Origin of the sequence: Aldersonia sp. NBC_00410 (assembly GCF_026342035.1) — a bacterium.
Taxonomy (GTDB): domain Bacteria; phylum Actinomycetota; class Actinomycetes; order Mycobacteriales; family Mycobacteriaceae; genus Aldersonia.
Window position 1 is genome coordinate 362,003 of sequence record NZ_JAPENM010000002.1, and the last position, 24,192, is coordinate 386,194.

The window sequence follows — 24,192 nt, forward strand, 5'->3', positions numbered from 1 at the left end:
CTGACCGGCTTGCCGGTCAGGATGCCGCCGCGCGGCTGCCATTGCGCAGTTGCCGCATGAACAGCGCGAGCCGCTCGTAGTCCTCGCTCCGGATGCTCGACGAACGAAACACCAACCCCAGGGTTCGGCCGGGCACGGGTCCGGCGAACCTCGCGATACCCAGCTCGGCCCGCGAAGTTTCGACCGACACCGCCATGTCCGGGATGAGTGTGACCCCGAGGCCGCCGGCGACGCATTGCACGACCGTGCTGAGCGAGGCCGCCCTGGTGTCACCGACCGGGGCGGGTCGGGCATCCGCGGACCGGCACAGATCCAGCGCCTGATCCCGCAGACAGTGCCCTTCGTCCAGCAGCAGCAGCGGAATGTCGTTGAGCACCTTCGGGTTAAGCCGCAATCGTCCAGCAAGCTCGTGACCGGGTGGCACGACGAGCACGAAACCCTCGTCGAAGAGCGGGATCTCGGACATCCCGTGCGCGTTGGTCGGCAAGGCAAGCACCGCCACGTCGACCACGCCGCTGCGCAACCGGTCGAGCAGCACCGCGGTCTGGTCCTCGATGACCTGCAGCTCGAGATCGGGCAACTCACTGCGCAGCATCGGCAGCAGCGCAGGCAGCATGTACGGCGCGACGGTCGGGATCAATCCCATCCGCAATGTGCCGGTCAGCGACTCCCCGGTGCCCCTGGCGACGGTGAGAAACCGGTGCGCCGCCTCGATCGTCGCCATCGCGTGCGGAAGCAGTCGCTGCCCGGCCGCGGTGACGAGCACCCGGCGCGTGCTGCGTTCGATCAGCTGCAATCCCAGGCCGTTCTCCAGCGCGGCCAGCGCCTGCGAGAGTGTGGGTTGACTCACACCCAAACGCGCTGCGGCCGTGCCGAAATGACGAAACTCGGCGATCGACACGAACGCACGCAGGTGTGACAGTGTGGGTTGATAACTCTGATCGGACACGCCTATGAGTCTAGCGGAACTGATCGGCTTCACCTTTGGGCAGTTATTGGGCAGGATCGAATCACACAGTCGTTCACCAACTCGAATAGTCCAACACGAAAGAGGAGCCACATGCCCCTGCTCACCATCGGTGACCAGTTCCCTGCCTACAACCTGAAGGCCGTCATCGGCGGTGACCTCTCGAAGGTCGATGCCAAGCAGCCCGACGATTACTTCACCACGATCACCAGCGACGACCACGCGGGCAAGTGGCGCATCGTCTTCTTCTGGCCCAAGGACTTCACGTTCGTGTGCCCGACCGAGATCGCCGCGTTCGGCAAGCTGAACGAGGAGTTCGCCGACCGTGACGCACAGGTGCTCGGCGCGTCCGTCGACAACGAGTTCGTCCACTTCCAGTGGCGCGCGCAGCACGAGGATCTGAAGACCCTTCCGTTCCCGATCCTTTCCGATCTCAAGCGCGAACTCGCCACGGCGACCGGTGTGCTCAACGCCGACGGCGTCGCGGACCGCGCGACGTTCATCGTCGACCCGAACAACGAAATCCAGTTCGTGTCGGTGACTGCCGGTTCGGTCGGGCGCAACGTCGAGGAGGTGCTGCGCGTGCTCGACGCGTTGCAGTCCGACGAGCTGTGCGCCTGCAACTGGCGCAAGGGCGATCCGACCATCGACGCCGGCGAACTGCTGTCGGCCAGCGTCTGATCGGAGCAGCCATGAGCATCGAGAACCTCAAGAGCGCACTTCCCGAGTACGCCAAGGACGTCAAACTGAACCTCGGGTCGCTGGCACGGTCCACCGAGCTGAACGAACAGCAACTGTGGGGCACGTTCCTCGCCGCGGCAGCCGCCACCCGTTCGGCCACGGTGCTGCGCGAGATTGCCGAGGACGCGGCCGACGTACTGTCCGAGGAGGCCTACAACGCCGCGCTCGGCGCGGCCACCATCATGGGCATGAACAATGTCGCCTACCGGGCCAAGAGCTTCCTCGGTGACGATTTCGCCCAAGTGCGAGTTGGCCTGCGGATGAACATCATCGGCAGCCCCGGCGTCGAGAAGGCCGACTTCGAACTGTGGAGCCTGGCGGTATCCACGATCAACGGCTGCCACGACTGCACCGCCGCTCACGATGCGGTGGTTCGCAAGGAGGGGCTGACCAAGGAGCAGGTCTGGGAGGCCGTCAAGATCGCCGCGACCGTGGCGGGCGTCGCCCAGGCCATCGTCGCCGCCGAGACGCTGGCCAACGTCGCCGTCTGAGCATCGGCCGAGCAGGGCTCCGCACTCCGAAAGGATGCGGAGCCCTGCTGCGTTCGGTGCCTGCTCCCCCGACGGCGGTACGGTGACGCCATGCCAGTACACGTCGACGTCGTCCGGGTGTTCACCGATGCGGCGGGGCAATTCGGCAACCCGCTCGGCATCGTCGCCGCCGAAGCGGTCGCCGCACCCGACCGCCAGGCACTGGCCACCCAGCTCGGCTTCAGCGAAACCGTCTACGTGACACCCGGTTCCGGTTCCGCGACGGTCCAGATCTTCACTCCGGCTGCGGAACTACCCTTCGCCGGGCACCCGACCGTCGGGGTGGCGTGGTGGCTGCACTCGACCGGGACGCCGGTGCAGGTGCTCGAGGTGCCTGCGGGCCGTGTCGAGGTCGGTCGCCGAGACGGACTCACGACGGTGCGGGCCCGTGCGGAGTGGGCACCGGAGTTCGTTTTCCACGACCTCGCCGCGCCGGAGGAAGTCGACGCGCTCGACCCTGCGGCCTTCGACGACCGCCATCACTACGCGTGGGCATGGTCGGACGAGGCGAGCGGCACGATCCGATCGCGAATGTTCGCCCCCGACATGGGCATCGCGGAGGACGAGGCCACCGGCGCGGCCGCCGTCCGGATCACCGCGCGGCTGAGCCGCGACCTGCGCATCCGGCAGGGCCGCGGGTCGCAACTGGTTACCGCGTGGGAGCCCGACGGCTGGGTGCGGCTCGGCGGACGCGTCGTGGCCGATACGCCGATCGAGCTGTAACTCGACCGGCTGCCACTCGGGCAAACGACAGGGCGCCGCTCCCCGTGGGAGCGGCGCCCTTGTCAAATCCGGATGACGTCGAATCCGGATGACGTCGAATCCGGATGACCTAGTGCTTCTCGGGTCCGAGGTAGTACTCGAAGACCAGGCCGCCGACCGCGAACAGCACGAACACGACGCCGGTCGCGATCAGCCACGGCTCGAAGAACGCGAGACCGGTCGCGGTGGTGGTGGCCGCCGCGGCAAGGGTGATCGGCCAGAAGCTGAACGGGCTGAAGAAGCCCAGGTCACCCGCGCCGTCGGCGATCTCGGCATCCTCGTAGTCCTCCGGGCGCAGGTCGAGCCGGCGGGCGACGAACCGGAAATAGGTGCCGATGATGAGTGAGAGCCCTGCGGTCAGCACGATCGCGGTGAGGCCGGCCCACTCGATGCCCGTGCGGGAGAGCCCGGTGAAGACCCCGTAGATGATCGCGACGAGAATAAAGAACACCGTCAGGAGTTCGAAGAGCTTGGCTTCGACCTTCATTTCGTTTCAGTCCTTAGTTGCCCGCGGCCGTGGAGGCCTCGCGAATGGTGCGGTCGGTGTCGAACGGATACGTCGACGTGGCGGTCGGCGACTGGCCGATCAGCTGCAGCGCCTCGGCATTGGACAGGCCTTGGCCACCCTCCGACACCGGCTTGCGGGCGTCGATGTAGGTGTCGAATGCCTCCGGGCTCACCGCACGGACCTCGAAGTTCATCATCGAGTGGAAGGTGCCGCACATTTCGGCGCAGCGGCCGACGAAGGCCCCTTCCTTCTCGATCTCGCTGATTTGGAAGACGTTGTCGGAGTGGTTTTCCTTCGGGTTCGGCTGCACGTCGCGCTTGAACAGGAACTCCGGCACCCAGAACGCGTGAATGACATCTGCGGAGGCGAGCGAGAACTCGACCCGCTTGCCGGTCGGCAGCACCAGCACCGGAATCTGGTCGCTCGAACCGACGGTCTCGATTGTGTCGTACTTCAGGTAGGACAGGTCCCCGGCGTCCTTGCCGTTGATCGGACCGGGCCGCGGGCGGCCCTCCTCATTCGTTCGCTCGGCGGCCTCCTCGGCCGCGAGCTTGTTCGCGTCCTCACGGACGTGGTCGGCGCCGTCCCAGCGGACCGTGCCATCGTCGACGGTGCGGTAGCCGAACTTCCAGTTCCACTGGAACGCGGTCACATCGACGACAACGGCCGGATCCGGCTCCTTCTCGTGGACGTAGTTCTGCACGACGACGGTGAAGTAGAACAGGATCGCGATGATCACGAACGGCGCGGCGGTGTAGCTGAGCTCGAGGGGCACGTTGTAACCGGTCTGGCGAGGGAAGTCCTCGCCCTCCTTCGCGCGGCTCTTGCGGTGGAATACCACGGTCCAGAAGGTCAGACCCCAGACCAGCACACCCATCGCCAGGGCGGCGATGACCGACCAGGTCCACAGTTCGCGCATGCGCTCGGCCTGCGGCGTGACGCCCGACGGCCAGCCGAACCGGAGTACGGCATTGTCGGTCGAACAACCCGACAACAACACCGCGGCCACGCCGAGTGAAATAACAAGGCCGGCTCGCCGAACGATTCGACTCGGTGGCCGGACCGCTCCCCGAACTCCGCTCTTGTGCGCCACGTTCACGCCTTCCTGATCGCCGCAACTTCGAATGGCACTGCTGAAGTCTTGATCCACGCACGAGCCACCAGCGATGGCTCGAATACTACGCAGCGTAGACCAAACCCGGTGCCAGTTCGCTGTCGGGTCGCGCACCTACTCACCGGCCCAGTGGTGGCAACACTCGCCGCAGGTAGAGTCCGGTCCTGCCTGCCCGCCGCGGCGCTGCGGCATACTCGGGCGGAACGTGTGACGCCCGGCATGTGCTCGTAGCACCCATCATCCGAAACCGAAACGAGGTTCGAAGACAACGTGTGCGGCCTGCTCGGACTCCTGACGTCCAACGGCACCAGCGACGAGTCCGTCGAGCTGGTCGACGGCGCGATGCACTGCCTGCGGCACCGCGGCCCCGACGAGCACGGCACCTGGCACGACGATGACATGGTCTTCGGTTTCAATCGATTGTCGATCATCGACATCGCGCATTCGCATCAACCGCTGCGGTGGGGCCCGCCGGATTTCCCCGACCGGTACGCGCTGACCTTCAACGGTGAGATCTACAACTATCTCGAGCTGCGCGCCGAACTCGCCGAAAAGCACGGTGCGCAGTTCCGCACGGAAGGTGACAGCGAGACGATTGTCGCGGCCTACCACTACTGGGGCCCCTCGGCGGTGCGCCGGCTGCGCGGCATGTTCGCCTTTGCCATCTGGGACACCCTGGACCGGACCGCGTTCATCGCCCGCGACCCGTTCGGGATCAAGCCGCTGTTCCTTGCCACCGGTCCGGGCGGCACCGCGTTCGGCAGCGAGAAGAAGAGCGTGTTGCAACTGCTCGGGCAACTCGGCCTCGGTGATGAGCTCGATCCACGAGCGATCGAGCACTACACCGTGCTGCAGTACGTGCCGGAGCCGGAAACCCTGCACCGAAATGTCCGCCGACTCGAGTCCGGCTGCTTTGCCACCCTCCGGCCGGGCCAGGACCCGGAGGTCACCCGATATTTCGAACCGGCCTTCCGGGTGCGCCCGTTCGCGCCCGGGTCCGAGCAGGCGCGGTACGCCGAAATCGCGGACGCACTCGAAGACTCGGTCGCCAAACACATGCGCGCCGACGTCACCGTCGGGTCGTTCCTGTCCGGCGGCATCGACTCCACCGCCATCGCGGCACTCGCGATGCGGCACAACCCGAATCTGATCACCTTCACCACCGGTTTCGAGCGGGAGGGCTACTCCGAAGTCGACGTCGCCGCGGAGTCGGCCGAGGCAATCGGCGCCCGTCACATCGTCAAGGTCGTCTCGCCGCTCGAGTTCGCCGAGGCCATCCCGGAGATCGTCTGGTATCTCGACGATCCGGTCGCCGACCCGGCGCTGGTGCCGCTGTACTTCGTGGCGAAGGAGGCGCGCAAGCACGTCAAGGTCGTGCTGTCCGGCGAAGGTGCCGACGAATTGTTCGGCGGCTACACCATCTACCGCGAGCCCCTCTCGCTACGCCCGTTCGAAAAGTTGTCGCCGCGTCTGCGCCGCGCCGCGGCGCGGCTCTCGGAGCGCATTCCCGAGGGGACCAGGGGAAAGAGCCTGCTGCACCGTGGCTCGATGACGCTCGAGGAGCGCTACTACGGCAACGCCCGCAGCTTCAACGACGCGCAATTGCGCGCGGTGCTGCGCGAGTTTCGCCCCGAATGGACCCACCGCGACGTGACCGCGGCCATTTACGAGCGCTCGCAGGGCTGGGACCCGGTGGCGCGGATGCAGCACCTGGACCTGTTCACCTGGCTGCGCGGCGACATCCTGGTCAAGGCCGACAAGATGACCATGGCCAACTCGCTGGAGCTGCGCGTACCGTTCCTCGACCCCGAGGTATTCCGGGTCGCCGAGCAGATTCCGTTCGACCAGAAGATCACCAGCGGGCGCGGTCGTGCGGGGCAGCGACGTTCCACCCAACAGACGACGAAATACGCCCTGCGCCAGGCGCTGGAGGGAATCGTGCCTGCGCACGTGCTGCATCGCGCCAAGCTCGGCTTCCCGGTGCCGCTGCGGCACTGGCTGCGCGGAACCGAACTCTACGACTGGGCGCAACTACAGATCGCCGAGTCGCAGACCGACCATCTCCTCGACAAGGCCGCGATCAAGACCATGCTCGACGAGCATCGCGCGGGCCGGTCCGATCACAGCAGGCGGTTGTGGACCGTGCTGATCTTCATGGTCTGGCACGGCATCTTCGTCGAGGGCCGCATCGTGCCCGACATCAAGGAGCCGACCTACCCGGTCGAGGTCTGAGGGCGGCCGGCGGCAATTCGCCGCGGCAGCAGGCCCGGTGACCGCTCGGTACAGGACGGTCGCGATTTACAGGACGGTCGCGATTTACAGGACAGTGGCGATTTCGTCGGCCACGTCCGCGCCGTAGGCGTCGGTCAGACGCTTGAGTGCATCGTCTCGCTGCAACACCCATTCCTGCGTGCCGACGGTCTCGAGCACGAGCACCGCGACCAGCGATCCGAGCTGCGCAGCGCGCTCGAGCCCGAGGCCGCGGCTGTGGCCGACGAGGAAACCGGCGCGGAACGCGTCACCGACACCGGTGGGATCGGCCTTGGCATGCTCGGGGACGACGCCCACGCGGACGGGCTCGGCGCCCGGTGCGGCAATCTCGACACCCTTGGAGCCCAGCGTGGTGACCCGGATACCGACCCGACTCGCGATCTCCTCGGCAGACAGCCCGGTCTTCTGCCGCAGCAGGCCCCACTCGTATTCGTTCGTGAACAGGTAGGCGGCGCCGTCGATGAGCCGGGCGGCCTGGGTTCCGTCGAGCAGGGCGAGCTGCTGGGACGGATCGGCGGCAAACGGTACGCCGAGCGTGCGGCATTCGTCGGTGTGCCGGAGCATCGCCTCAGGATCATTGGCACCGATGAGCACGAGATCGAGCTCGTTGCCTGCATCGCGCAGCTGCGCCAGCGAGATGTCTCGGGCTTCGCTCATCGCGCCCGGGTAGAACGAGGCGATCTGCGCCATCGTCTCGTCCGTGGTGCAGACGAAACGCGCGGTGTGCGCGGATTTGGACACCGCGACCCCGGCGCAGTTCACGCCGTTGGATTCCAGCCAGTGCCGGTAGTCGTCGAAGTCGGCGCCGACCGCACCGACGAGCAGCGGCGAGCCGCCGAGCTGTCCCATCGCATACGCGATGTTCCCGCCGACACCACCCCGGCGGATGACCAGGTCGTCGACGAGGAAGCTGAGCGAGACATGCTCGAGCTGATCTGCGAGCAGGGAGTCGGAGAACCGTCCAGGAAACCTCATCAGGTGATCTGTTGCGATGGATCCGGAAACGGCAATGGGCACGGGATTTCGCCTCTCCTGGGTTACTTCGACTACCGGGGTGACTTCGACTACCGGGGTGACTTCGACTACCGGGAATCGGCCCGGACCCGCGCCACGTTACCGGGTGGTGCCGACCACACCCGCGACCCGGGCGGTCCGCCGCAATCGAATGAACGGTACGTTCATGCGATCAGATCGACTGAACGGTTCCGTTCATTCGAGCCCGCCGTGACACACGACAACGGCGCGGGTGTCGATTGAGCACACCCACGCCGTTGTCGTGGTCAGGCGAACGTTGCGCGTCTTTAGTTGAAGCTGTCACCGCACGCGCACGAGCCGGTCGCGTTCGGGTTGTCGATCGTGAAGCCCTGCTTCTCGATGGTGTCGACGAAATCGATCGAGGCACCCTGCACGTAGGGCGCGCTCATCCGATCCACCGCGAGGCTGACCCCGCCGAAGTCGACGATCAGGTCACCGTCGAGGTTGCGGTCGTCGAAGAAAAGCTGGTAGCGCAGGCCCGCACAGCCTCCGGGCTGCACCGCGATGCGAAGCGAGAGGTCGTCGCGACCCTCCTGGTCGAGCAGCGCCTTCGCCTTGGCGGCGGCCGCGTCGGTCAGAGTCACGCCATGGATGGCGGTCTCGTTCTGCACAGTCATCGGGTCTCCCTAACTAAAAGCATGCTGTTCGTTGCCGTGAACAAGACAACGGTACCCCCGCTCCCGGTATTCCTTCCATTTCACCTGGCCGAACCGACCCGCCCGAGCACAGATCACCCGTTGCGTTGCGATATCGACGGCAACCGGATTGTCGCGTTCACTGTGCCATCCCATAGCCTGGGAGGGTGAAGCTCTTGGGCCGCAAAAATACCGGCAATTCGGACGACGGTTCGTCGGCGGCGGAGATCCCCCCGCTGGAGTCCCAACAAGTCGGCAAGGGCAAACCCACCCCCAAGCGGCGCGAGGCCGAAGCCAAGCGCCGGGGGCCGGTCGCGCCGGCACCGCTGACGGCCAAGGAAGCTCGGGCGCGCAAAAAGGCTGCTCGCGGCGATAAAACCGAGCGCAAACAGGCCGCCAACGAGCGCCGCGAGGACGCTGCGGATCGCCGCGCCCGGATGCTCGCCGGCGAAGAAAAATACCTGCTCCCGCGCGATAAGGGACCGGCCCGCCGGCTGGCGCGCGACATCGTCGACTCCCGGCGCCACCTGCTCGGGTTGTTCATGCCGCTGGCGTTGTTCCTGATCCTGACGATGTTCGCCGCTGCCGCGCTGCAGTCGCTCATCACCCTGGTGATGCTGGTCATGTTCGTTTTCATGGCGGCCGAGGGCGTCCTGCTCGGTCGCCGGGTGAACAATCGCGTGCACGAGCGCTACCCGGACAGCACCGAGAGCGGGCTCAAGCTCGGCTGGTACGTGTTCGTCCGCGCATCGCAGCTACGCCGGATGCGCGCCCCGAAACCGCAGGTCGAGATCGGCGCCAGCGTCTGACGCGTGCGGCCGTCCGGTCAGTTGTGCGGGGCGCGGTGGCTCATCGCGAGAATTTCAGCGTTCACCCGGGCCGCGTCGCGATCGATTCCCGTGTAGGAGTCGGCCGGGTCGGACGGGCGCAGCGCGTTGTAGCGGAAGTTGGGCAGCCAAGCCGGCGCGGGGCGCGGGCGACGCCGTAACGCGACCAGTCCGCCTTCCAGAGCCAGCATCACCAGCACCAATAATGCGAATGTCGTCATGGCAGTAATTTTGCGCCAGGCCAATTACTGCCGAAAGTGGCAGATCGGACATGGTGCGAAAAGATTCCGCCATCTAGGCTGATGGCATGCTGCACAAAGTTGCCGTCGTGCTCTGCGAACGCGTGGCGATGTTCGAGTTCGGCGTGGTGTGCGAGGTCTTCGGTCTCGATCGCAGCGACGACGGCCTGCCGACGATCGACTTCCGGGTCTGCGGCACCGATCCGGGCACCCCGATGCGCAGTTCCACACCCGGTATCGCCGTCACTCCCGAACACGGCCTCGACGAAGTCCACGACGCCGATCTCGTCGTGATCCCCGCCGCGGCCGCGCACAACGGCTACGACCCGCGAATCCTCGCCGCACTGCGCGCCGCCGCCGACGCGGGCGCGACAGTGCTGACGGTGTGCTCGGGCGCCTTCGTCGCCGGCGCCGCCGGACTGCTCGACGGACGGCGCTGCACCACGCACTGGAAGTACACCGACGAACTCGCGCGCATGTACCCGTCCGCGACCGTGGACCCCGACGTGCTGTTCGTCGACGAGGGCAATCTCATCACCAGCGCCGGTACGGCTGCGGGGATCGACGCGTGCCTGTATCTCGTGCGCCGCGAGCTCGGCAGTACCGTCGCCAACTCCATCGCCCGGCGCATGGTCGTGCCGCCCCAACGCGATGGCGGCCAGCGCCAGTTCATCGAACGTCCCGTGGTGCAGTGCCGCTCGGACAGTCTCGCCCCCACACTGCAGTGGATGAACGACAACCTCGACCAGCAGCACACGGTCGACGACCTCGCCGCCCGCTCGACGATGTCGCCACGCACCTTCGCCCGCAAATTCGCTGCGGAGACCGGCACCACCCCGGTGAAATGGCTGACCAATCAGCGGATCCTGCACGCGAAGGATCTCCTCGAGAACACCGATCTGCCGCTCGAGTCGATCGCCGACCGGTGTGGGTTCTCCTCCGGCGCGCTATTGCGCCACCATTTCAATCGGCTCGTCGGCATCGCCCCCGCGGAGTACCGGCGCCGGTTCAGCTGCCGAGCCGAGCCCGCCGCACAGGCGGGTTGATAGCGTTCCTGCGTGCCGTCGCCCGCCGCTGTCCCGCACCGGACACTCGTCATCGGCGGTGCACGGTCGGGTAAGTCGGCACACGCCGAACGGATCGTCGCCGACGGCAGCGACCCGGTCCGGTATATCGCCACCGCGCGCCGACACCCGGGCGACGACGATTTCGAGCGGAGGATCGCCGCACACCGCGAACGCCGCCCGCCGACCTGGGCTGTCGTCGAGTCCGCCGATACTGCCCTGCCCGACCTGCTGGCCGCGCCGGCGGCCCCGGCCACCCTCATCGACGACCTCGGCACTTGGCTGACCGTCGTGATCGACGACGCGGATGCCTGGGACGAACCGCGCGGCACGATCGCGGCACACGCCGAACGACTTACGTCGGCGGTGGCCAGGTACGCCGGTCGCCTGGTGATCGTCACCCCGGAGGTCGGCCAGGGCGTCGTGCCCGCCACCTCGTCGGGACGGCTGTTCCGCGATGAACTCGGCGACCTCAATCAACGAATCGCCGCCGCGTGCGACGAGGTGGTGCTCGTGGTCGCGGGCCTACCACTCCCACTGAAGTAGCGAATTTCCCTGTCCACCATGCTATTCGACGCAAGACGAAAGGCCTCCCAGTGACGGCTGACGCAGACAATCCGGAGTTCGGCCCCGTCGTCGCACCCGATCCGGGGATGCGCGCGGCCGCGGAGGCGCGCCAGCTGCAGCTGACCAAGCCGCCCGGCTCACTCGGCCGCCTCGAACGGATCGGCAACTGGATCGCTGCCTGCCAAGGTCAATGCCCGCCGAAACTGCTCGAGCGCCCTCGCGTCGTCGTGTTCGCCGGTGACCACGGCATCGCGCGCCACGGTGTGTCCGCGTTTCCGAGCGAGGTCACCGCGCAGATGGTGGCGAACTTCCTGGCCGGCGGTGCCGCCGTGAACGCACTGGCTCGTACCGCAGGAGCCACCGTGCGGGTCGTGGATATCGCCGTCGACGCCGACACCGACGAGCGGGTCAGCGACCACAAAGTGCGCCGGTCGTCCGGGTCGATCGACCGCGAGGACGCCCTGTCCGAGGACGAGGTGCGCGCCGCCATCGCCGCGGGGCGCGCGATCGCCGATGAGGAGGTCGACTCCGGGGCGGACATTTTGATCGCCGGCGAGATGGGGATCGGGAACACCACCCCGGCCACCGTCCTGATCGCGGCGCTCACCGATACCGAGCCGGTCGCCGCGGTTGGCCGGGGCACCGGCATCGACGACGCAGCATGGTGCCGCAAGACCGCGGCCGTACGCGATGCGTTGCGCCGTGCCCGACCGGTGCTGGCCGATCCAGTCGCGCTGCTGCGGGTCGCGGGTGGCGCCGACTTCGCCGCAATGGCGGCCTTTCTCGCCCAGGCTGCGGTGCGCCGCACACCCGTGGTGATCGACGGCGTCGTCGTCACGGCGGCGGCTCTTGTTGCCGAACGGCTCGCGCCCGGTGCCGGGGACTGGTGGATCGCGAGCCACCGCTCCCCCGAACCGGCACACTCGCTCGCGCTCAAACACCTGCGACTCGAGCCACCACTGCTCGAGTTCGAGATGCGCCTCGGCGAAGGCTCGGGCGCGCTCACCGCGCTGCCGTTGGTGCACGCGGCGGTGGCGACGCTGGCGGAGATGGCGACGTTCGGCGACGCCGGAGTGAGTGGGTCGTCCGACACGTGACCGGGATCGCGCTCGCGTTCTCCTGGCTGACCGTGCTGCCGGTGCGCGGGCCGAGCCGCATCGATCGGGTCGCGGCGGGCCGGGCGATCGCTGCCGTGCCGCTGGTCGGGGTGGTGCTCGGCGCGCTCACCGCTGCGCTGCTGTGGGCGCTGTCCGAGGCCGGCCTCGGCGCCACCCTGGCCGGACTACTGAGCGTCGCGGTGCTCGCGTTGCTCTCGCGCGGAATGCATATCGACGGGCTCGCCGACACGATCGACGGCCTCGGCTGTTACGGCCCGCCCGAGCGTGCGCAGGAAGTGATGCGCAGCGGCGGAGTCGGCCCATTCGGTGTCGCGGCGCTGATCACGGCGATGCTGTCGCAGGCGCTCGCCTTCGGTGCGCTGGCAGGCGAGGGCCGCTGGACGGCAATCGCACTGGCCGTCACCGCGGGCCGGGTCGCCGTGGTTCCGGTGTGCCGACGCGGTGTTTCAGCCTTCTCCGACACCGGTTTCGGGGCGCTCGTGGTCGGCACCCAGCCGATGTGGCGCGGAGTCGTGTGGTCGCTCGCGCTTGCCGTCGCCGCCGTGTGGGTGCTACCGAACCCCTGGCAGGGGCCGCTGGTCGTCGCCGTGGCGGTGGCTACGGCGGTGCTGCTGGCCCGGCACTGTGCGCGCCGGTTCGGCGGGATCAGCGGAGACGTGCTCGGCGCGGTGATCGAGGTGACCGTGACGCTGTGCGCGGTGGGGCTGACACTGCGCTGAATGCGCCCATCGGCACTGCGCTGAAAGCGCCCCCATAGGCTGACCCCATGGCTGATTCGGACCGCTTGTATTTTCGCCAACTGCTTGCCGGACGCGACTTCGCCGTCGGCGACATGATCGCCACCCAAATGCGCAACTTCGCGTACCTGATCGGCGATCGCGAGACCGGTGACTGCGTCGTGATCGACCCCGCCTATGCGGCCAACGACCTTGCCGACGTGGTCGAGGCGGACGGGATGCGACTGTCCGGTGTGCTCGTCACCCACCACCACCCCGACCATGTCGGCGGCACGATGATGGGCTTCACGCTCAAAGGCCTGGCCGAACTGCTGGACCGGACGAGTGTGCCCGTGCACGTCAACAACCATGAGCTGCAATGGGTTTCCGGGGTCACCGGGATCGCAGAGAGTGAGCTCACCGGCCACGAGCACGGCGACAAGGTCGCGATCGGCGACATCGAGATCGAGCTGCTGCACACCCCCGGCCACACGCCGGGCAGCCAATGCTTTCTGCTCGACGGCCGGCTAGTCGCGGGCGACACCCTGTTCCTGGACGGTTGCGGGCGCACGGACTTTCCCGGCGGCGATGTCGACGAGATGTACCGCAGCCTGCAGCAGCTGTCGAAGCTGGCCGACAATCCGACGGTGTTCCCGGGGCACTGGTATTCGGAGGAACCGAGCGCCCCACTGGACGACGTGCGCCGGACGAACTACGTGTACCGGGCCAACAGCCTCGACCAGTGGCGCATGCTGATGGGCGCCTAGCCGACCGCCGGACGCATCATGATGCGGTCCACGACGCATCATGACGCTAAACTGAGGTCATGCGTACCACGGTGAACCTCGACGACGATGTTGCAGCGGCGGTTATCCAACGTCGTCGCGAATCCGGCATGGGGCTCAGCGAAACAATCAACGAACTCGTACGCGAGGGCCTTGCTGTCCCCGCCCCCAAGCGGGCCTACGTCCACCGGTCCGCGCCACTCGGTCTACGTACCGACGTCTCCAATATCGGCGAGGTGCTGGATCTGCTCGATTCGGAGCGGTAGTCGATGATCGTCGATGCGAACCTGTTGCTCTACGCGGTGGATTCGACGAGTTCCCACCACGCGGCCACCGCCCGATGGTTCACCGACTCGCTCAACGGACGATCCGGGTCGGCCTGCCCTGGCAAAGCCTCGGCGCATTCGTCCGGATCGCCACCCACCCGCGAATTTCGGAGAACCCACTGACCGGAGACGCAGCGTGGGCCATCGTCGAATCGTGGCTTGCCGCACCCACAACATGGATTCCCCCGGCGACCGAACGCACCGCGGACGCATACGCACAAGTGTCCGCGCAGGTCGACATCACCGGCAACCTCGTCCCGGACGCGCAACTTGCCGCGCTCGCGCTCGAGCACGGCGTGCCGGTCTACTCCGCCGATTCCGACTTCGCCCGGTTTCGCGACATCACCTGGATCAACCCGCTGGACTGATGCTTGTCGCGGTCAGCGCAACGTCGTCAGCCAGCCGTGGGTGTCGGCGAAAGTGCCGCGCTGAATCCCGGTGAGCGTGTCCCGCAACGCCATGGTCACCTTGCCGGGCTCACCGCCGGCAATGGTGAACTCGCCGTCGGCGGACTTGACTCGGCCGACCGGCGTGATGACCGCGGCGGTGCCGCAGGCGAACACCTCGCTGATCTCCCCCGACTCGGCCTTCTTCTGCCACTCGTCGGTGCCGATCTTGCGCTCCTCCACCGGGATTCCGGCGTCACTGGCCAGTGCGAGCAGCGAGTCGCGGGTGATGCCGGGCAGCAGCGAGCCCGACAATGCCGGGGTGACGAGGCGGGCGTCCGAACCCGAACCGAACACGAAGTACAGGTTCATGCCGCCCATCTCCTCGACGTAGCGGCGCTCGATCGCATCGAGCCAGACCACCTGGTCACAGCCCTTCTCCGCGGCCTGAGCCTGGGCGACGAGGGAGGCGGCGTAGTTGCCGGCGAACTTCGCCGCGCCGGTACCGCCGGGCGCCGCGCGAACGTACTCGGTGGACAGCCAAACGCTCACCGGCTTCACACCACCGGGGAAGTACGCACCCGCGGGCGAGGCGAGCAGCATGTACTTGTAGGTGTTCGACGGGCGCACCCCGAGCCCGACGTCGGTGGCGAACATGAACGGCCGCAGGTACAGCGCATCCTCGCCACCCGCGGCCGGCACCCACTCGTGGTCCACGTCGAGCAGCTCGGTGATCGAGCCGACGAACAGCTCGGTAGGCAGTTCGGGCATCGCGAGCCGGCGCGCCGAGGAGCGCATGCGTTCGGCGTTCGCCTCGACCCGGAACCCGGCTAGCGAGCCGTCCGGCTGGCGGTAGACCTTGAGGCCCTCGAAGATCGCCTGGCCGTAGTGCAGCACCATCGCCGCCGGATCCATCGTGATCGGGGCGTAGGGCTCGACCCGGGCGTCGGTCCAGCCGGTCTCCGGTGTGTAGTCGATGGTCACCATGTGGTCGGTGAAGAACCTGCCGAAGCCGGGCGCCGCCAATACCGCGTTCCGTGCGTCCGTCGTGGCAGGCGAGGGATGCGGAACGCGCGTGAATTTGGCGGCTGTCGTCATGACAGCAATTCTATCCAAGCCTGTCGAGCGAGTTTCTTCCCGCTCAGTGCGTTAAGTTCGCTCCGCTCAGTGCGCTCGGTTCGCTCCGCTCAATCCGCCGGGTTCGCTCCGCTCAGTGCGCTGGGTTCGCTCCGCTCAGCGCGTCTTCACCTGCACGAACGGCGGGTTGGTCACTTCGCAACGCAGGGCGCGCCCGCGCACGTCCACCGATAGTTCGCCGCCCGTGGCGATGTCGGCATCGGCGTCGAGCAGGGCGAGCGCAATGCCGGCCTTGAGGGTGGGCGAGAACGTTCCGGACGTGGTGGTGCCAACCGGAGCGCCGTCGCGCAGCACCGACAGCCCGGCCCGCAACACACCGCGGTCGAGGGCCCGCAGGCCCCAGATCCGCCGCTGCGGGCCGGTGGTCTTCTCCTGTTCGAGTGCTTCCTTGCCCCAGAATGCCGGCTTGCGCCAGCCGATCGCCCAGCCGCAGCGCGCCTGCAGCGGCGAGATGTCCAGGGCGAGTTCGTGCCCGTGCAGCGGGTAGCCCATCTCGGTGCGCAGGGTGTCGCGGGCACCGAGACCCGCCGGCTGCCCTTCCGCGTCGCGCACCGCGCCGAGCAGGGCGCGGAAGACCGATTCGGCGTCGCCCCACCGCGGTAGGAGTTCGTAGCCGTGCTCGCCGGTGTAGCCGGTGCGGCACACCCGCAGTGTCGAACCGGACCAGTCCGCATCCTCGAACGCCATGTAGTCCATGTCGGTCGGCAGGCCGAGCGCGGCGAGGACCTGCGCCGAACGCGGCCCCTGCACCGCGAACACAGCGAACTCGCGATGCTGATTCGTGACCGTGACCCCCTGCGGCGCCGCGCTTTCGAGCTCGGCCACCACCCGCGTCGTATTCGCCGCATTCGGCACGAGGAAGACCTCGTCCGCTCCGACGTAGTACGCGATCAGGTCGTCGATCACGCCACCATCGGGGGTGCAGCACAGCGTGTACTGCGCTTTGCCCGGGCCGATCCGGTCCAGGTCGTTGGTCAGCGCCGAATTGACGAATGCCGCTGCGCCGGGCCCGGTTACCGACGCCTTGCCGAGATGGCTGACGTCGAACAGGCCGACGGTGGTGCGCACCGCAGTGTGCTCGGCGACCGTCCCCGCGTAGGACACCGGCATCGTCCAGCCGCCGAACGGCGCGAAAGTCGCACCGAGTTCGACGTGCACATCGTGAATGGGGCCAGACAGCAGCTCGGCGTCACTCATGCGCCGAAGCCTACGGCCTGTCCCGTCGCCGACCGCCGTCGCCGACCGCACCATCGCACGCGTCGTAGTCTCGTTCCGTGACGTCAACACCGCATGCACCGCGCCCCGAGTTGTCCCTGTCCACGTCCCTCGACGAGGGCGGCGTCCTGATCGTCGGCATCACCGCCGGACCGGACTCGACGCCGGAACTGTCGGGCTCGCCCGGCATCGGCGACGAGCTCGCCGCCGACCTGGTCGCCCGGCTCGCGGCCGTCGGCGCCAAAGGCAAGGCCGAAGAGCTGACCCGAATCCCCGCGCCCGAATCGCTCCCCGTCGCGAGCGTCCTGGCGGTGGGACTGGGCAAAGTCGGCGACGTGACGGCAGAGCAGGTCCGCAAGTCGGCCGGCGTGGCCTCGCGGGCGTTGTCCGGTGTCGAGTCCGCGACGAGCACCCTCGGCTCTTTCGATCTCGGTGCCGCCGCCGAGGGCCACTACCTGGGCGCGTACACCTTCACCGCTTACAAGTCGGTGAAGTCCGCACCCAAGCCCGGTGAGGGGCCGTTGGCGAAAGTGACGCTGCTCGTGTCCGATGTCGATGCGGAGGCCACCGCAACCCTGTCCCGTTCGGCGGCCATCGCCGCCGCGGTCGCCACCGCCCGCGACTTCGTCAACACCCCGCCCAGTCATCTGTATCCGGCCGAGTTCGCGCAACGCGCGGCCGATCTCGCGCTTGCCGAGGGTCTGTCGGTCGAGGTGCTCGACGAGCGGGCGCTCGAATCGGGCGGATACGGCGGCATAATCGGCGTCGGCAAGGGATCGTCGCGTCCGCCGCGCCTGGTGCGGCTGTCCTACTCCGGCGGCGCCACGAACGCGGCGAAGGTCGCGCTGGTCGGCAAGGGCGTCACGTTCGACACCGGGGGCATCTCCATCAAGCCCGCCGCGAACATGGAGAACATGACCTCGGACATGGGCGGGGCGGCAGCTGTCGTGGCCACGGTCGTGCTCGCCGCGAAGCTGCGCCTGCCGATCGATGTCATCGCGACCGTGCCGATGGCGGAGAACATGCCGTCGTCCACCGCGCAGCGCCCGGGAGATGTCCTGACGCAGTACGGCGGGACCACGGTCGAGGTGATCAACACCGACGCCGAGGGCCGGTTGATCCTCGCCGATGCGATCGTGCGCGCCTGCGAGGACGAGCCGGACTACCTGATCGAGACGTCCACGCTGACCGGCGCGCAGCTCGTCGCGCTGGGCAACCGCACACCGGGTGTGATGGGGACCGAGGAGTTCCGCGACCGGATCGCGCGGGTGTCCCAGGAGGTAGGCGAGAACGCCTGGCCGATGCCGCTACCCGCGGAACTGCGCAAGGATCTCGACTCCAAGGTGGCCGACCTGGCCAACGTCTCCAACCACCGCTTCGGCGGGATGCTGGTCGCGGGGATCTACCTACGCGAATTCGTCGCCGACGGCGTGCAGTGGGCGCATATCGACATCGCCGGGCCCGCGTACAACACGAGCGGTCCGTTCGGCTACATCGGCAAAGGCGGGACCGGCGTCCCGGTGCGCACGATGATCGCCGTGCTCGAGGACATCGCACATTCCTGACCGGCCGAGCGTGCACTTCTCGTCGCCACCGCGGCGGGGAGTGCACGCATACGCCGCTACTGCTCTCGCGCGCGCCGTTTCTGGATGCGCCGACGGGCATCGAAATCCCGCATCCGCTGCGGGTAGCCCGTCTTACGGACGTCGTACACGGGAATGCGCAGGGCGGCGGCGAGCTTGCGCGCGCCCCGCTCCCCGACGATGCGCCGCGTCCACTCGCCGTCTGTGGCCACCAGCACCACCGTCACATCGGTCACCGTCGTTTTCGGCTCGACGAAGGCCTCGACACCGCGATGTGTACGCGTCCACTCCGCGAGGTACTCACCTTCCGGTCCGAGACGGTGGCTGGGCTGCTCGCGACCTTTGCGCAAGCGGTCGAACAGGCCCACGATTCCTCCTTGCCTCGCACCGAGTAAATCCATAGTGCCAGCAGATCTCCGAATCCCGCCCGAACGCTTCGTCCCACCCGACCAGTGCAAGGATGGTTGAGCAAGCAAGATCCCACACGATCGGCGACCGCCTAGCACAATGGTGTGCGACCAAAAGTCGAAGACCGAACCACATCGAGGAGTCAACGGACATGGCCTTCTCCGTCCAGATGCCAGCGCTTGGCGAAAGTGTCACCGAGGGAACGGTGACCAGGTGGCTGAAGCAGGAGGGAGACACGGTCGAAGTCGATGAGCCGCTGCTCGAGGTTTCCACCGACAAGGTCGATACCGAAATCCCTTCCCCGGCCGCGGGCGTGCTGAAGAAGATCGTGGCCCAGGAAGACGACGTGGTCGAGGTGGGCGGCGAACTCGCGCAAATCGGTGAAGCGTCCGACAGCGACGACTCCGGCAGCGACGATTCCGGCAGCGACGACTCCGGCGACACAGCGGAGTCGAGCGCCGAAAGCGAGCCCGCCGAGGCCGAGTCGGATTCCGAATCCGGATCCGACGATGAAGAGCAGCCCGAGCCGAAGCAGGCACCCAAGGCCGACACCGGTGACAGCGGCGGCGGCGATGGCACGCCGGTCACGATGCCCGAACTCGGCGAGTCGGTGACCGAGGGCACCGTCACCCGCTGGCTCAAGTCGGTGGGCGACGAGGTCGCCGTCGACGAGCCGCTGCTCGAGGTCTCGACCGACAAGGTCGACACCGAGATCCCTTCGCCGGTCGCGGGCACGCTGCTCGAGATCAGCGCCGAAGAAGACGACGTCATCGAGGTCGGTGGGCAGCTCGCCGTGATCGGGTCGGGTCAGCCGGCGCAGAAGGAGGAGCCTGAGCCCGAACCGGAGCCCGAACCGGAGCCCGAGCCCGAACCGGAGCCCGAACCCGAGCCGAAGCAGGAGGCTCCGAAGGAAGAGCCCAAGCAGGAGGCTCCCAAGCAGGAATCGAAGCCGTCCGGCGGCGATGGCTCGCCGTACGTCACCCCGCTCGTGCGCAAGCTCGCCGCGGACAACGACGTCGATCTGTCGACAGTGAGCGGCACCGGTGTTGGCGGCCGCATCCGCAAGCAGGACGTGCTCGCGGCCGCCGAGGCCAAGAAGAAGCCGGCCGAGCCCGAAGCCGCGCCTGCGGCGAGTGCCCCGCCCGCCGCGAGGCCCACGGCTGCAGCCGCGCGACCGGAACTGGCGCACCTGCGCGGCACCACGCAGAAGGCCAACCGCATCCGGCAGATCACTGCCACCAAGACGCGCGAGTCGCTGCAGACCACCGCTCAGCTGACGCAGGTGCACGAGGCCGACCTGACCAAGGTCGCCGCGCTGCGGACGCGGGCCAAGACACGGTTCAAGGAGCGCGAGGGCGTCAACCTGACGTTCCTGCCGTTCTTCGCCAAGGCGGTCGTCGAGGCGCTCGGCGTGCACCCGAATGTCAACGCCAGCTACGACGAGTCGGCCAAGACGATCACCTACCACGCGGCCGTTCACCTCGGCATCGCCGTCGATACCGAGCAGGGACTGCTGTCGCCGGTGATCCACAATGCCGGTGATCTGTCACTCGCCGGACTCGCCCGCGCGATTTTCGACATCGCCGACCGCGCGCGCAACGGGGGTCTCAAGCCGGACGAGCTCTCCGGCGGCACCTTCACGATCACCAACATCGGCAGCCAGGGCGCGCTGTTCGACACGCCGATCCTGGTGCCGCCGCAGGCGGCGATGCTGGGGACCGGCGCGATCGTGAAGCGTCCTGTGATCGTGACCGACGACGCAGGCGCGGAGTCGATCGGTGTCCGGTCGATGGCGTACCTCCCGCTCACCTACGACCACCGGCTCATCGACGGCGCGGATGCGGGCCGCTTCCTCACCACTGTGAAGCAGCGCCTGCAGGAAGCGGCGTTCGAGGCCGACCTCGGTTTGTAGCCGCCTATGCACATCGTCATCGCCGGTTCGTCCGGGCTGATTGGGACGGCGCTCGTCGCCTCGCTGCGCGCGGACCGGCATGTGGTCGCGCGTCTGGTGCGTCGCCGTCCCGCGGCCGCCGATGAATTCGAGTGGAAGCCCGAGCTGGGCGATATCGATCCGGGTGCCCTCGCCGGTGCCGACGCCGTGGTGAATCTCTGCGGCGTCGGCATCGGCGACAAGCGGTGGTCCGGGGCCTACAAGCAGGCGCTGCGGGACAGCCGGCTGACCGCGACCGATGTGCTCGCGAACGCCGTCGCGGCCGAAGGCGTGCCGACCCTGCTCAACGCGAGCGGTGTGCATTTCTACGGCGACACCGGCAACCGTGTGGTCGACGAATCCGCCGCCGCCGGAACCGGTTTCCTGGCCGAGATGTGCCAGGACTGGGAGGCGGCGACCGCGCCGGCGGCGAAGGCCAGGGTGGTGTTGCTGCGCAGCGCCCCGGTGCTTGCCAAGCACGGCGGGATCCTGCACCGCCTCAAGCTGCTGTACTCGCTCGGACTCGGTGGCCGCCTCGGCGACGGACGCCAGTACTTTCCCTGGATCTCACTCGACGACGAGATAAACGCGATCAAGTTCGCGCTCGGCAACCCCGAGATTTCCGGGCCGCTGAATCTCGTCGGTCCGGCGCCCGTGACCAACGCGCAGTTCAATCGCGCCATGTCGCAGGCGCTACATCGCCCGGCCCCGTGGATCGTCCCGCGACGCGCGCTGGTCGCGCTGATCGGCGAGTTCGCCAAGGAGGCCGTCCTCGCCAGTCCGCGGGCGATCCCGCGCGGCTTGGAGTCGGCCGGCTACTCGTTCCGCCATCACACCATCGGTGAGGCGCTCGAGGCGGCGTTGCATTGAATTGGGCCTCTTCACCGACATGATCGTGCGCGACGCGGAACCAGCGGATATGCCGGCCATCCTTGCCATTCACAACTCCGCGATCGCGGAGTCGACCGCGATCTGGGACACCGCGCCGACCGATCTCGACGAGCGCATCTCCTGGTGGGCGCACCGCCGGCAGGCGGGGTTCCCGGTGCTCGTCGCCGACATCGACGGCGCGATCGCGGGGTACGCGAGCTATGGTCCGTGGCGGCCGAAGTCCGGTTACCGATTCACCGTGGAGAACTCGGTTTACGTGGCCGATGCCTACCACCGACGCGGGGTCGCAACCGCATTGATGACCGCGCTGATCGAGCGCGCAGCGCAAGGTGGAGTGCATGTGATCGTCGCCGGCATCGAATCGGCGAACCACTCCTCGATCGCGCTGCACAACAACTTCGGCTTCCGGGTCGTGGGTGAACTTCCGCAGGTGGGCGCCAAGTTCGACCGCTGGCTCGACCTCACCCTGATGCAGCTCACCCTGCCCGGACCGGTGGATCCGGCGGCGTAGTCTCGAACTCATGCCCGCTGCTTCCGATTCGGCCCGCGCGTCGACCGAACCCGTCGAGGTGGACCATCTCGGCCGGGTCGAGTACGTGCAGGCGTGGGAGCGTCAGCGCGCGATCGCAGCCGAGCGCGCCGAGGGCCGCGGCCGAGATCGGCTGTTGCTGCTCGAGCATCCGTCGGTGTACACCGCGGGGCGGCGCACCGAGCCGCAGGATCGTCCCACCGACGGCACCCCCGTCGTGGAGGTGGATCGCGGCGGCAAGATCACCTGGCACGGACCGGGCCAGCTCGTCGGGTACCCCATCGTCAAGCTCGCCGAGCCCATCGACGTCGTGCGCTACGTTCGCCGGCTCGAGGAGGCGCTGATCCAGGTGTGCGCCGACCTTGGTCTGCCCGCTGGACGGGTGGAGGGCCGCTCCGGGGTGTGGCTCGCGGCCGCGCACGACGGCGGGCGGTGGCGGCCCGAGCGCAAGATTGCCGCGATCGGCGTGCGGGTGCAGCGCGGTGTGACGCTGCACGGGTTCGCCTTGAACTGCAATTCCGCGCTGGCCGCGTTCGACGCGATCGTTCCGTGCGGGATCACCGACGCCGGCGTCACCTCGCTGAGCGGCGAACTCGGTCGAGAGGTCACCGTCGACGAGGTGAGCCCCGCCGTCACCGATGCGGTACTGGCTGCGCTCGACGGCCGGCTGCCGGTCACCGATCACGACATCGAGCGGGGGTGCTTGCACGCACCGGCCGGTACGGTCGCGCCGGCACACGAGCGGAGCCTGCGGAGCGAGCATCAAGCACACGAGCGGAGCCTGCGGAGCGAGCATCAAGCACAGGTAACATCGGTGCAGTGACTGTGGCACCGGAAACCGCGCCGAACGGACGCAAACTGCTGCGTATCGAGGTGCGTAACGCGCAAACACCGATCGAGCGGAAACCAGGCTGGATCAAGACCCGCGCGACGATGGGCCCCGAGTACACCGAGCTGAAAGGCCTGGTCAAACGCGAAGGGCTGCACACAGTTTGCGAAGAAGCCGGTTGCCCGAACATCTACGAATGCTGGGAAGACCGCGAGGCCACCTTCCTGATCGGCGGCGAACAGTGCACGCGTCGTTGCGACTTCTGCCAGATCGACACCGGTAAGCCCGCCGAACTCGACCGGGACGAGCCGCGCCGAGTAGCCGAGAGCGTGCAGGCGATGGGCCTGCGCTACTCGACGATCACCGGGGTTGCCCGCGACGATCTCGACGACGGCGGCGCCTGGCTCTATGCCGAGACGGTGCGCGCGATCAAGCGGCTGAACCCGCATACCGGCGTCGAGCTGCTCATCCCCGACTTCAACGCCGACCCGGACCAGCTCGCCGAGGTGTTCTCCTCGCGCCCGGAAGTGCTCGCGCACAACGTCGAGACGGTGCCGCGCATCTTCAAGCGGATCCGCCCGGCGTTCCGTTACCAGCGCAGTCTCGACGTGATCACCGCGGCCCGCGACGCCGGACTGGTGACGAAGTCGAACCTGATCCTCGGTATGGGTGAGGAACCCGAAGAGATCACCGCCGCGATCGAGGACCTACACCGAGCCGGGTGCGACATCCTGACGATCACTCAATATCTGCGTCCGTCGCCGCGGCACCATCCGGTGGACCGCTGGGTGAAGCCGGAGGAGTTCGTTGAGCACTCCCAGCACGCCGAACGGGTCGGATTCGCCGGTGTGATGGCGGGCCCGCTGGTGCGCTCGTCCTACCGCGCCGGACGCCTCTATGCACAGGCGATGGCGCATCACGGTCGTGCGCTGCCGACCGAAATGGGACACCTCGCCGACGAGGGCAGCGCCGCCCAGGAGGCCACCTCGGTGCTGGCCCGGATGGCTCGCTGACCGCACCACCTGCAGCATTGCGCGGCCTGCGCACCGGCCGCGAAATTCGCTCCACCACCGGGGCTT

General features: G+C 67.8%; 27 protein-coding genes. 18 read left to right on the forward strand and 9 right to left on the reverse strand.

Features of this window, described 5'->3' with window-relative positions; all coding sequences use genetic code 11:
• Positions 1–16 precede the first annotated feature (16 nt).
• Positions 17–949, reverse strand: coding sequence for a LysR substrate-binding domain-containing protein (locus OG921_RS05360; RefSeq protein WP_266111331.1), 933 nt, complete (start codon positions 947–949; stop codon positions 17–19).
• Positions 950–1,060: 111 nt separating this feature from the next.
• Here OG921_RS05360 and OG921_RS05365 point away from each other — a divergent pair, with 111 nt between their 5' ends.
• The 3 genes from OG921_RS05365 (at position 1,061) to OG921_RS05375 (ending at position 2,961) form a co-directional block, all read left to right on the forward strand.
• Positions 1,061–1,648, forward strand: a complete 588-nt coding sequence (locus tag OG921_RS05365; RefSeq protein WP_266111332.1) for a peroxiredoxin — start codon at positions 1,061–1,063, stop codon at positions 1,646–1,648.
• A gap of 11 nt (positions 1,649–1,659) precedes the next feature.
• Positions 1,660–2,199, forward strand: a complete 540-nt coding sequence (locus OG921_RS05370) for a carboxymuconolactone decarboxylase family protein (protein ID WP_266111333.1) — start codon at positions 1,660–1,662, stop codon at positions 2,197–2,199.
• A 90-nt stretch (positions 2,200–2,289) separates the two neighbouring features.
• A complete protein-coding gene (locus tag OG921_RS05375; RefSeq protein WP_266111334.1) occupies positions 2,290–2,961 on the forward strand; it encodes a PhzF family phenazine biosynthesis protein in 672 nt (223 codons plus the stop codon).
• A 109-nt stretch (positions 2,962–3,070) separates the two neighbouring features.
• Here the strand turns inward: OG921_RS05375 and OG921_RS05380 are convergent, their stop codons facing one another.
• Complete coding sequence (locus OG921_RS05380; RefSeq protein WP_266111335.1) at positions 3,071–3,487, reverse strand: cytochrome c oxidase subunit 4; 417 nt, start codon at positions 3,485–3,487, stop codon at positions 3,071–3,073.
• A gap of 13 nt (positions 3,488–3,500) precedes the next feature.
• The gene (locus tag OG921_RS05385) at positions 3,501–4,601 is read right to left on the reverse strand and encodes a cytochrome c oxidase subunit II (protein ID WP_266111336.1); all 1,101 of its coding nucleotides are present in this window, start codon (positions 4,599–4,601) and stop codon (positions 3,501–3,503) included.
• 291 nt (positions 4,602–4,892) lie between these two features.
• Here OG921_RS05385 and asnB point away from each other — a divergent pair, with 291 nt between their 5' ends.
• Positions 4,893–6,854, forward strand: a complete 1,962-nt coding sequence (gene asnB / locus OG921_RS05390) for an asparagine synthase (glutamine-hydrolyzing) (RefSeq protein ID WP_266111337.1) — start codon at positions 4,893–4,895, stop codon at positions 6,852–6,854.
• 84 nt (positions 6,855–6,938) lie between these two features.
• On the opposite strand, the gene OG921_RS05395 is transcribed toward asnB, so the two are convergent.
• Both OG921_RS05395 and OG921_RS05400 read right to left on the reverse strand, forming a co-directional pair.
• Positions 6,939–7,910: a carbohydrate kinase family protein gene (locus OG921_RS05395; RefSeq protein WP_266111338.1), complete on the reverse strand. Its 972-nt coding sequence runs from the start codon at positions 7,908–7,910 to the stop codon at positions 6,939–6,941.
• A gap of 284 nt (positions 7,911–8,194) precedes the next feature.
• Entirely contained in the window at positions 8,195–8,545 is a 351-nt protein-coding gene (locus tag OG921_RS05400; RefSeq protein ID WP_266111339.1) for an iron-sulfur cluster assembly accessory protein, read from the reverse strand.
• Between the two features lie 185 nt (positions 8,546–8,730).
• Between OG921_RS05400 and OG921_RS05405 the strand changes: the two genes are divergently transcribed.
• Positions 8,731–9,372 (forward strand): DUF3043 domain-containing protein, encoded by a 642-nt coding sequence (locus OG921_RS05405; RefSeq protein WP_266111340.1) that lies wholly within the window; start codon positions 8,731–8,733, stop codon positions 9,370–9,372.
• Positions 9,373–9,389: 17 nt separating this feature from the next.
• Here OG921_RS05405 and OG921_RS05410 read toward each other — a convergent pair whose 3' ends face one another.
• The gene (locus tag OG921_RS05410) at positions 9,390–9,611 is read right to left on the reverse strand and encodes a hypothetical protein (protein WP_266111341.1); all 222 of its coding nucleotides are present in this window, start codon (positions 9,609–9,611) and stop codon (positions 9,390–9,392) included.
• An 86-nt stretch (positions 9,612–9,697) separates the two neighbouring features.
• Between OG921_RS05410 and OG921_RS05415 the strand changes: the two genes are divergently transcribed.
• The 7 genes from OG921_RS05415 to OG921_RS05445 all read left to right on the forward strand — a co-directional run bounded on the left by OG921_RS05415 (position 9,698) and on the right by OG921_RS05445 (position 14,573).
• Positions 9,698–10,675, forward strand: coding sequence for a helix-turn-helix domain-containing protein (locus OG921_RS05415; protein ID WP_266111342.1), 978 nt, complete (start codon positions 9,698–9,700; stop codon positions 10,673–10,675).
• Between the two features lie 12 nt (positions 10,676–10,687).
• Positions 10,688–11,239 (forward strand): bifunctional adenosylcobinamide kinase/adenosylcobinamide-phosphate guanylyltransferase, encoded by a 552-nt coding sequence (gene cobU, locus OG921_RS05420; protein ID WP_266111343.1) that lies wholly within the window; start codon positions 10,688–10,690, stop codon positions 11,237–11,239.
• 107 nt (positions 11,240–11,346) lie between these two features.
• Positions 11,347–12,357, forward strand: coding sequence for a nicotinate-nucleotide--dimethylbenzimidazole phosphoribosyltransferase (gene cobT, locus OG921_RS05425; protein ID WP_266111624.1), 1,011 nt, complete (start codon positions 11,347–11,349; stop codon positions 12,355–12,357).
• Positions 12,354–13,097, forward strand: a complete 744-nt coding sequence (locus OG921_RS05430) for an adenosylcobinamide-GDP ribazoletransferase (RefSeq protein ID WP_266111344.1) — start codon at positions 12,354–12,356, stop codon at positions 13,095–13,097. Before cobT ends, OG921_RS05430 begins: the two co-directional genes overlap by 4 nt.
• A gap of 47 nt (positions 13,098–13,144) precedes the next feature.
• Positions 13,145–13,861 (forward strand): MBL fold metallo-hydrolase, encoded by a 717-nt coding sequence (locus OG921_RS05435; RefSeq protein ID WP_266111345.1) that lies wholly within the window; start codon positions 13,145–13,147, stop codon positions 13,859–13,861.
• 59 nt (positions 13,862–13,920) lie between these two features.
• Complete coding sequence (locus OG921_RS05440; protein ID WP_266111346.1) at positions 13,921–14,145, forward strand: CopG family transcriptional regulator; 225 nt, start codon at positions 13,921–13,923, stop codon at positions 14,143–14,145.
• Positions 14,146–14,219: 74 nt separating this feature from the next.
• The gene (locus OG921_RS05445) at positions 14,220–14,573 is read left to right on the forward strand and encodes a TA system VapC family ribonuclease toxin (protein WP_266111347.1); all 354 of its coding nucleotides are present in this window, start codon (positions 14,220–14,222) and stop codon (positions 14,571–14,573) included.
• A 12-nt stretch (positions 14,574–14,585) separates the two neighbouring features.
• Here OG921_RS05445 and OG921_RS05450 read toward each other — a convergent pair whose 3' ends face one another.
• Complete coding sequence (locus OG921_RS05450) at positions 14,586–15,689, reverse strand: branched-chain amino acid aminotransferase (protein WP_266111348.1); 1,104 nt, start codon at positions 15,687–15,689, stop codon at positions 14,586–14,588.
• Between the two features lie 135 nt (positions 15,690–15,824).
• A complete protein-coding gene (gcvT, locus tag OG921_RS05455; protein WP_266111349.1) occupies positions 15,825–16,925 on the reverse strand; it encodes a glycine cleavage system aminomethyltransferase GcvT in 1,101 nt (366 codons plus the stop codon).
• Positions 16,926–17,002: 77 nt separating this feature from the next.
• Between gcvT and OG921_RS05460 the strand changes: the two genes are divergently transcribed.
• On the forward strand, positions 17,003–18,508 hold the full coding sequence (locus tag OG921_RS05460) for a leucyl aminopeptidase (RefSeq protein WP_266111350.1): 1,506 nt from the start codon (positions 17,003–17,005) through the stop codon (positions 18,506–18,508).
• A 56-nt stretch (positions 18,509–18,564) separates the two neighbouring features.
• Here OG921_RS05460 and OG921_RS05465 read toward each other — a convergent pair whose 3' ends face one another.
• Positions 18,565–18,876, reverse strand: a complete 312-nt coding sequence (locus tag OG921_RS05465) for an oxidoreductase (protein WP_266111625.1) — start codon at positions 18,874–18,876, stop codon at positions 18,565–18,567.
• Between the two features lie 209 nt (positions 18,877–19,085).
• On the opposite strand from OG921_RS05465, the gene sucB reads away from it, so the two are divergent.
• Genes sucB through lipA form a run of 5 tightly spaced genes read left to right on the forward strand, consistent with a single transcriptional unit; the run spans position 19,086 to position 24,126 of the window.
• Positions 19,086–20,846, forward strand: a complete 1,761-nt coding sequence (gene sucB / locus OG921_RS05470; protein ID WP_266111351.1) for a 2-oxoglutarate dehydrogenase, E2 component, dihydrolipoamide succinyltransferase — start codon at positions 19,086–19,088, stop codon at positions 20,844–20,846.
• Positions 20,847–20,852: 6 nt separating this feature from the next.
• Positions 20,853–21,734, forward strand: a complete 882-nt coding sequence (locus tag OG921_RS05475) for a TIGR01777 family oxidoreductase (protein ID WP_266111352.1) — start codon at positions 20,853–20,855, stop codon at positions 21,732–21,734.
• 19 nt (positions 21,735–21,753) lie between these two features.
• Positions 21,754–22,266, forward strand: coding sequence for a GNAT family N-acetyltransferase (locus tag OG921_RS05480; protein ID WP_266111626.1), 513 nt, complete (start codon positions 21,754–21,756; stop codon positions 22,264–22,266).
• A gap of 10 nt (positions 22,267–22,276) precedes the next feature.
• Positions 22,277–23,107: a lipoyl(octanoyl) transferase LipB gene (gene lipB, locus OG921_RS05485; RefSeq protein ID WP_266111353.1), complete on the forward strand. Its 831-nt coding sequence runs from the start codon at positions 22,277–22,279 to the stop codon at positions 23,105–23,107.
• Positions 23,104–24,126, forward strand: coding sequence for a lipoyl synthase (gene lipA, locus OG921_RS05490; RefSeq protein WP_266111354.1), 1,023 nt, complete (start codon positions 23,104–23,106; stop codon positions 24,124–24,126). The genes lipB and lipA overlap by 4 nt, the downstream gene beginning before the upstream one ends.
• Positions 24,127–24,192 lie beyond the last annotated feature (66 nt).

What these genes read in the sequence shown, in the direction of transcription:
- OG921_RS05365 (WP_266111332.1), top strand. Translation starts at nt 1,061, where the DNA reads ATGCCCCTGCTCACCATCGGTGACCAGTTCCCTGCCTACAACCTGAAG.
- OG921_RS05370 (WP_266111333.1), top strand. Translation starts at nt 1,660, where the DNA reads ATGAGCATCGAGAACCTCAAGAGCGCACTTCCCGAGTACGCCAAGGAC.
- OG921_RS05375 (WP_266111334.1), top strand. Translation starts at nt 2,290, where the DNA reads ATGCCAGTACACGTCGACGTCGTCCGGGTGTTCACCGATGCGGCGGGG.
- OG921_RS05380 (WP_266111335.1), bottom strand. Translation starts at nt 3,487, where the DNA reads ATGAAGGTCGAAGCCAAGCTCTTCGAACTCCTGACGGTGTTCTTTATT.
- OG921_RS05400 (WP_266111339.1), bottom strand. Translation starts at nt 8,545, where the DNA reads ATGACTGTGCAGAACGAGACCGCCATCCATGGCGTGACTCTGACCGAC.
- OG921_RS05410 (WP_266111341.1), bottom strand. Translation starts at nt 9,611, where the DNA reads ATGACGACATTCGCATTATTGGTGCTGGTGATGCTGGCTCTGGAAGGC.
- OG921_RS05415 (WP_266111342.1), top strand. Translation starts at nt 9,698, where the DNA reads ATGCTGCACAAAGTTGCCGTCGTGCTCTGCGAACGCGTGGCGATGTTC.
- cobT (WP_266111624.1), top strand. Translation starts at nt 11,347, where the DNA reads ATGCGCGCGGCCGCGGAGGCGCGCCAGCTGCAGCTGACCAAGCCGCCC.
- OG921_RS05435 (WP_266111345.1), top strand. Translation starts at nt 13,145, where the DNA reads ATGGCTGATTCGGACCGCTTGTATTTTCGCCAACTGCTTGCCGGACGC.
- OG921_RS05440 (WP_266111346.1), top strand. Translation starts at nt 13,921, where the DNA reads ATGCGTACCACGGTGAACCTCGACGACGATGTTGCAGCGGCGGTTATC.
- OG921_RS05445 (WP_266111347.1), top strand. Translation starts at nt 14,220, where the DNA reads ATGGTTCACCGACTCGCTCAACGGACGATCCGGGTCGGCCTGCCCTGG.
- OG921_RS05450 (WP_266111348.1), bottom strand. Translation starts at nt 15,689, where the DNA reads ATGACGACAGCCGCCAAATTCACGCGCGTTCCGCATCCCTCGCCTGCC.
- gcvT (WP_266111349.1), bottom strand. Translation starts at nt 16,925, where the DNA reads ATGAGTGACGCCGAGCTGCTGTCTGGCCCCATTCACGATGTGCACGTC.
- sucB (WP_266111351.1), top strand. Translation starts at nt 19,086, where the DNA reads ATGGCCTTCTCCGTCCAGATGCCAGCGCTTGGCGAAAGTGTCACCGAG.
- OG921_RS05475 (WP_266111352.1), top strand. Translation starts at nt 20,853, where the DNA reads ATGCACATCGTCATCGCCGGTTCGTCCGGGCTGATTGGGACGGCGCTC.
- OG921_RS05480 (WP_266111626.1), top strand. Translation starts at nt 21,754, where the DNA reads ATGATCGTGCGCGACGCGGAACCAGCGGATATGCCGGCCATCCTTGCC.
- lipB (WP_266111353.1), top strand. Translation starts at nt 22,277, where the DNA reads ATGCCCGCTGCTTCCGATTCGGCCCGCGCGTCGACCGAACCCGTCGAG.